4 protein-coding genes are annotated in these 6,714 nt (G+C 40.9%); all 4 read left to right on the plus strand.

Going from position 1 to position 6,714, the window contains the following annotated elements; genetic code table 11:
* Positions 1-223 precede the first annotated feature (223 nt).
* The 4 genes from HUX74_RS20575 to HUX74_RS20590 all read left to right on the plus strand — a co-directional run bounded on the left by HUX74_RS20575 (position 224) and on the right by HUX74_RS20590 (position 6,285).
* Positions 224-3,532, plus strand: coding sequence for a PspA/IM30 family protein (locus tag HUX74_RS20575; protein ID WP_254592916.1), 3,309 nt, complete (start codon positions 224-226; stop codon positions 3,530-3,532).
* An 89-nt stretch (positions 3,533-3,621) separates the two neighbouring features.
* Entirely contained in the window at positions 3,622-3,963 is a 342-nt protein-coding gene (locus tag HUX74_RS20580; RefSeq protein WP_117601698.1) for a hypothetical protein, read from the plus strand.
* 164 nt (positions 3,964-4,127) lie between these two features.
* A complete protein-coding gene (locus tag HUX74_RS20585) occupies positions 4,128-5,255 on the plus strand; it encodes an ATP-binding protein (RefSeq protein WP_117601697.1) in 1,128 nt (375 codons plus the stop codon).
* Positions 5,256-5,331: 76 nt separating this feature from the next.
* A complete protein-coding gene (locus HUX74_RS20590) occupies positions 5,332-6,285 on the plus strand; it encodes a site-specific integrase (RefSeq protein ID WP_118936697.1) in 954 nt (317 codons plus the stop codon).
* Positions 6,286-6,714: the final 429 nt, after the last annotated feature.

A 6,714-nucleotide genomic window follows, 5' to 3' on the forward strand; every position in this document is an offset into this window, starting at 1 on the left:
AATGCAGATTTTTCGATTAATTATAAAAAAACAGCATTATTATTTGCTCATTTATAGAAAAACGATTATGTTTGCACGGAAAATTCCTCCGTTACCTGCGAAGTAACGGAAAATTTTAACAAAAAAAATAAGAGAAAGTAATACCAAATATGCGAGATTATTCACTCTTTATTTTTTAAAATTTATAAATTTAAAGTTTTCAATTATAAACATAAGTATATTCTTGTTCAGTGTCTTAATGGCTGGTACTGCAGGAACTTTCACGTCTTGTAAGGACTATGATGACGACATCAAGGACTTGCAGGGACAATTGGACAAGAAAGCTTCACTTGATGAATTGAACTCTAAAGTAAGTACTTTGGAGACTTCTATCGCTGAAGCCAAAACTGAAGCTTCTAATGCTAAAACAGCAGCACAAGAAGCACTGGACAAAGCTAAAGAAGCATTGGACAAAGCAGGACAAGGTGGGGCTTCTTCTGAAGACATTGCAGCCTTGAAGAAAGCTTTGGAGGATGCTGATGCAGCTCTACAGAAGCAAATCGACAAGTTGGCTTCTCTGGATGCTGTAGACAAAAAGATTGCAGATCTGAAGGCAGAATTACAGAAAGATTTCATCTCCGATGCAGATTTGAAGGAACTCGCAACTAAGGTTGAAAAATTGAGCGTAGAAGTGATGACCTTGATTGGTCATCGTTTGACAAGCCTCACACTGATTCCGACTACACACATCAATGGTATCCCTTCTATTGAATTACTGTCATTGCAGTATACTCCGCAGGTTTATGCCGCTGTAACAGATCATCAGAATGATGTGGTACCGGGAAATCATCCCCGTACGCCTATGGTAGACCATAAAGCTGTAGCTAATGCCAAAACTCTTAATATTTCTACAGAAAAGAATGAGGTAAGCTATAAGATGAGTCCAAGCATCGGTGTGTTGAAAGATGATATTAAACTTCCGTTGTTCGAAGGTATCAAATCTCAAAATGTAACTAAGTCTACTCCGGAAATTCTGGAGAATGCCCCTCTCGAAGTTGTTGATTATACTGTTGATGGCGGTGTTTTGACTGTACAATATAAGAAGAATAAAGAATATCTGAACGAAAATATCGGTACATCAGGTGAAGCACATGGAGCAGATAAGCTTGAGACATTCTGGATGGCTTCCTTGAAAGCTCCTATTGCTGACAAGAACCTGACTGATGACGAAAAGAAGGCTGGTGAAGAAGTATATGTAAGTTCTGAATACAGCCGTATCGAAGAATCTACAGTATTCCCTTATCTGGCTAACAAGAAGATTGACTTTAACAAAGCTATCATTGGTAACTTTGCTGATGAAACACAAGATGGTAAGTATGTACACTATCATGACTCTATCTGCTTGTACAAATCAGGTAATGATGTATTGGTTGATGTTAAACAAGCATATGACGAACCGCTTGATTTGAGAACACTGGTAACAGTATGCTATACTTATGCAGAAAACGAACATGGTAGCCACAAGGAATTGAGCAACTACTCCGACTATGGTCTGGAGTTCCGTTTTGCTTTGGCAAAAGCCAAATATCTACAGGGTGACCGCAAGACAGACGAGCAGGAATTCGGCCGTATCTTGTCTGATGGTTATACTCTGAAGTCTGAAGTTTATGACGTAGAGTTGGGAGACAACGAATATTCCAAAACTTCTATCGGTCGTGAGCCTATCATTCGCGCAGAGTTGTGGGATAAGAATAACGGTAACATGATTGCAGTTCGCTACATTAAGATCTGTTGGACTGGTGAAAAGGATCAGACTATTGCTGCTATCACATTCCCGAACGACACTGTAACTTGTCATGACATGTTCCAGCAGCTGTTCTCTAAGGAAATGAACGAGAAGATCTATCATATGGTTAAGTTCGATGGTGGACAGAGTATGAGTAAAACTCAGTTCCATAGCATCTACAAGGACATCGAAATCCTTGAACTTAGAAAAGATGGTAAGAAGATTGACCTCAGCACATTGGCAGAGTCTACAGATGCTTTGAATGACTGGGAAGAAGGAGCAAATAAAGTTGGTAAAGACGGCGGTGAACTCATCAATAACAACAAAGAACTTGTATTCGGTTTCTTGCAGGATGCTGAGGACAATACTTCTTTCAACTTGGTTTGGGCTATGAATCCGAAGACTGTTGGTACATTGGCTTACAATGCTGCAAACAAGACTTATGCTTCTACATTTGAAATTGATGTTAAGTACGTTGACGGAACTGGTTTGAATGATGACATCAAGCAGACAATTGTTGTTCCTGCACAGAAGTTTGCATACCAAGGTACTTTCTGGAAGAATGGTAAGGGCGAAGGTGTCTTCAATGTGAATCCGATTGTTTACACTACTGCAAATGACGGTGGAACACAGAAAGACCCGCATGTATATCCGGGTACTCCAGACGGTTGTGAGCTTAAAGACTATAGCCACATCGAAGCTCACTTGGTTAATGGCTTTGTATATAAACCGACCAAAGAAAAACCAGCCAACTTGGCCCAATTCATCCAGTATATTCGTGAGTGTGCAGAGGTTAAGTTTATCTTTGACGAAACACGTATGAAAGACCTGACTACTTATCCGCATTTGAAAGACTTTGTCACAAGCGATGACCAAACTCAATTGTGGTATAAGACTAAAGGTACAGCAAAAGACGAAGTTGTAGGTGACAACAGCAACATCGGTAGAACGGATGCAGGAATTAATGATTATATACAATCTAACGATTTGGCTGCCACTATCAATAACCTGATGGGTGCTGATGCTACAGAAAACAAAAAGAACTTGCCTTGGAATTATGATGAAAAATTAGGTAATAGCGTAAATGAATGCTCCAGTATCATCCGTCTCCACGAAAAAGATGACTTGAACGGTACTGATGCCGCCCTCAAGTTGATTGGCAAGGAAGTTCCTGTACAGCTAGTTGTTGCATACAATGACTTCAATGTTATTCCAGTTCAAGAATTTGAGGTACACTTCATCAACCCGTTGACTATTGACGGTTCTATCAGCGACAACTTCGTTGATGCTGAAATTGACGGTAGCTTCTTGAGCGTTGCCAAGAACTTCACATTCACTGACTGGAATAATAAGCCGGTAGCTGCTGTAGCTGACAAGGCCACTGGTGATGAAGTTTATGCACATGCTTTGTATGACTACTATGCTGTGCGTGAAGTTAAGTTCTTGACTGATAAGACCACTACCAGCTTGGCTTGGAATGCTGCAACCAGCACTTATGAGCATAAGGAGGGTACTACTGACGGTAAGTTGCCGACCAATGCTTCATTGAAGATGATGAACTGGGATGAGACAAAAGCTAAGTCTACTGCTACAGAAGCTAAAGCTGACCCGACTCACTTGGCATACTTCAACAACCATGGTACTCCGGTTAACGTTGACTACAACATGTTCCTGACTGTAAATGTCAACTACAAGTGGGGTGTATTGAGCAAGGATAACCTGAAAGTCATCGTTAAGAAGGCTGCCGGTACACCGAGTGCCAAATAATTAAGAAGAGATTCTTGATATAATTTAATAAAAGGGACGTCCTCTTGCAGGACGTCCTTTTTTCAATCTTTCATTTATAAATATCAGATATGAAGAAAATACTATTCATTTTGACCGTGTCAGTTTCACTCATCTGCTTTTCTTCATGTAAGAAGTCAGCAGCTACACATCCTTTTCCAGGCAAATTCATCACTGAAACCGGTATCCAATTCAACCTTCGATCCGACTCCACCACCTTGATTCAATATGATGATTCCAGCTCTTACGAGGGTACATGGAGAGCCTATAATCAAGGAGACACACTAAAGTATGCCACTATTGAGTTTGCCGGTTACTTTAACTATTATTATCTGCGTAATGGTAAACTCTATCGCAATGAACATAATATGATACGTCAAGTTCTTGGTGAAGAAATTGAATATCAAGATTAAAACAGAAAATGGCTATTGCTATTCCTCTATTCTTTGGATGAGGAAAAGAATAGCCATTTCATATGATAGTTAACCACACACTTCTATTAATAATCATTTTATGATTATCATCTAATGATTATTGTGATATTTTCTATATATTTGCGTGTAAACTCAATAATCATATGAAAAATCCATTTGTTACGAACGGCTATGTGTCACCAGAATATTTCTGTGACAGAGAGAAAGAAACGGCTAAAATCGTCTCACTTTTGACGAATGAGAATAACATAGCCTTGATTTCCCCACGCAGATTAGGCAAAACAGACTTGTTGCGGCATTGTTTTGGACAGCCGGAAATCAAGGAGCATTATCACACTTTTATCATCGACATCTATGCCACAAGCTCTGTACGCGATTTTGTGAATGTTTTCGGCAAGGCTGTACTGGATGAATTACGTCCAAAAGGTAAATCCGTATGGAGTACCTTCCTGAATGTCCTGGCCTCTCTTCGCTCCGAAATAACATTCGACATGAATGGGCAGCCTACGTGGGGAATCGGTCTGGGAGCTATAACCAATCCCTCTGCAACATTGGATGAGATATTCTCCTATCTGAACAATGCCGGAAAACCATGCCTAATCGCCATCGATGAATTCCAGCAAATAACCAAATATGCAGACGATCCCAACATAGAAGCGGCATTACGGACACATATACAACGCTGTTCCAATGCCCACTTTGTCTTCTCCGGGTCCCATAGGCATCTGATGGGGGCAATGTTTACTTCTCCGACACGTCCATTCTATCAATCAGTTACATTGATAAACCTGCCTCCCATTTCTGTTGATAAATACGCGGAGTTCTGCCTTAAGCACTTTGAGCGGGCAAGCAAACTCTTAGATACATTGGTAGTAACAGAGTTATATGAACGCTTCAATGGTATAACTTCGTATATGCAGAAGGTTATGAACATTTTATTTTCCATGACCGGAACTGGAGAAATATGTATTCCCTCAATGATAGATACTGCCATTAACGACCTTCTAGACTTTTCTGCCGACACCTATGATGCCTTATTATATCAGATGCCCGAAAAGCAGCGTATTGTATTTATGGCAATAGCAGCAGAGGGAAAAGCTAAGGCTATCTCAAGTGGTGGCTTTGTACGTAAATACAAGTTGCAATCTGCAAGTTCTGTCTCTTCAGCTGTAAAAGGACTGCTAGAAAAAGACTTTATTACGTATGATAAAGGTATTTACCAGGTATATGATCAGTTCTTCCAACTTTGGTTGCAAAGGAACAAGCTTTAATGGTTTCTTTCTTGAATCTTATATTCATTCAATTTATTTGTAATTGCAGGGCAAACCATTTATAAATAATTTAGAAATGAGCAGAAATGAAATTACCTTACAAGAGATGTTCTCCTCAGTCATCGGGGAACTCCGGGAAAGCGGCAGGTGGGGGACGGCACACATCTACCAGTCAACGGTGAATGCATTCTCGGCATTCACCAAATGGCAACCGATGTCCATGTGCAAACTGAGCCCGACCGTACTGAAGAGATTCGAAAACTACCTCAGGCAGAGGAATTGTAGTTGGAATACGGTATCCACCTATATTAAAGCAATACGTTCGGTTTACAACCAGGCGGTGGACAGAAAGCTGGTGCGATATGTACCCAGGCTGTTTGAGCATGTGTATACCGGCACACGGGCAGATAGGAAAAAGGCGCTCGAAGCTTTTGACATAGGCTCTTTGGTGCGGGAGACGGAGATGAGCCTGCAGACCGATAATTCTCCCAACACCCGACAGAAAACAAAAATTTTCTTTGTACTGATGTTTATGCTAAGAGGGATTCCTTTTGTGGACCTCGCCTATTTGCATAAGAGGGATTTACAAGGAAACACCTTGTCTTATAGGCGCAGGAAGACGGGACGGGCACTAACCGTGTCACTCACACCCGAAGCCATGCAGATGGTCAGGATGGTGGCGGACAGGAACCCCGACTCCCCCTATCTGTTTCCCATCCTGCAGAGCGAGGAAGGTACGGAAGCCGCATACCGGGAATACCAGTCGGCACTCAGGGCATTCAACCAGCGTTTGGCAGTACTCAGGCAGTGTCTGGGAATGCAGTCGGCACTCAGCACCTATGCGGCGAGACATACCTGGGCCACAATGGCTTACCATTGCGAGATACACCCCGGAATCATATCGGAAGCCATGGGGCACTCCTCCATCACGGTGACGGAAACCTATCTGAAGCCTTTCAGCAACAGAAAAATTGACGAGGCCAATCAAAGGGTAATTTCTTTTGTAAGAAGTGGAGTGTGTACGGTGTAAAAGACGTTACTTCTTTTGATAGGATAGAATAGATTTGTCGCACATTTTCCGGAATCTTCAAACAGAGTTTTGAGGAACGGAATGGTGTTGTCTTTACGGAGCTCACATCGGTTCTATCAATATGCTGTTATTCAATCTTTTGAGCTAAAAATACACACTTCCATTTTTTGAAGGCCTCATTTCATTACTTTCCCATTGTCACTTTTCTGGACTTCCAATCCTCTTTCCAATATCCCAACGAACAGATTTTTACTATTCCAAACAAAACCGGTCTATTTTCTCCTTATTCCCTGATTATTAATGAAATTAACAAGATTTCATTACCTGCGAAGTAACGGAAAAAATCATGTAATCAACAGCTATGTGAAAGGGAATGAAAATGAGAGATTATTCACTTTTTTATTTTTTAAATTTATAAATTTAAAGTTT

The sequence above is a fragment of the Bacteroides sp. Marseille-P8574 genome (assembly GCF_902825465.1).
Classification (GTDB): Bacteria; Bacteroidota; Bacteroidia; order Bacteroidales; family Bacteroidaceae; genus Bacteroides; species Bacteroides uniformis.